A 216-nucleotide genomic window follows, 5' to 3' on the forward strand; every position below is an offset into this window, starting at 1 on the left:
ACGTGAGGAAGTCACCGAAGAAAAAGTCAGCTACTGGAACAATAAAGGTCATGATGTTGTTTTTATACGCGATCCCGTCGGCGCCGACACGGGCATCCATCGTCGGCCCAGGATAACGTCCATTGTTGTATACTTCCTCGTCAACCTCGGCTATGAGGGGACCGTCGCCCGGAGGTTTGTTTTCCAGGTACGCTTGAATCGCTGCGACTTCTTCAT

1 pseudogene is annotated in these 216 nt (G+C 51.9%); it reads right to left on the bottom strand.

What is annotated here, in order from left to right:
* Nucleotides 1-216 (bottom strand): annotated as a pseudogene (locus CHH91_RS19700) (T7SS effector LXG polymorphic toxin); the annotation flags it as partial.

This window comes from Virgibacillus sp. 7505 (genome assembly GCF_002272135.1).
Taxonomy (GTDB): domain Bacteria; phylum Bacillota; class Bacilli; order Bacillales; family Amphibacillaceae; genus Terribacillus.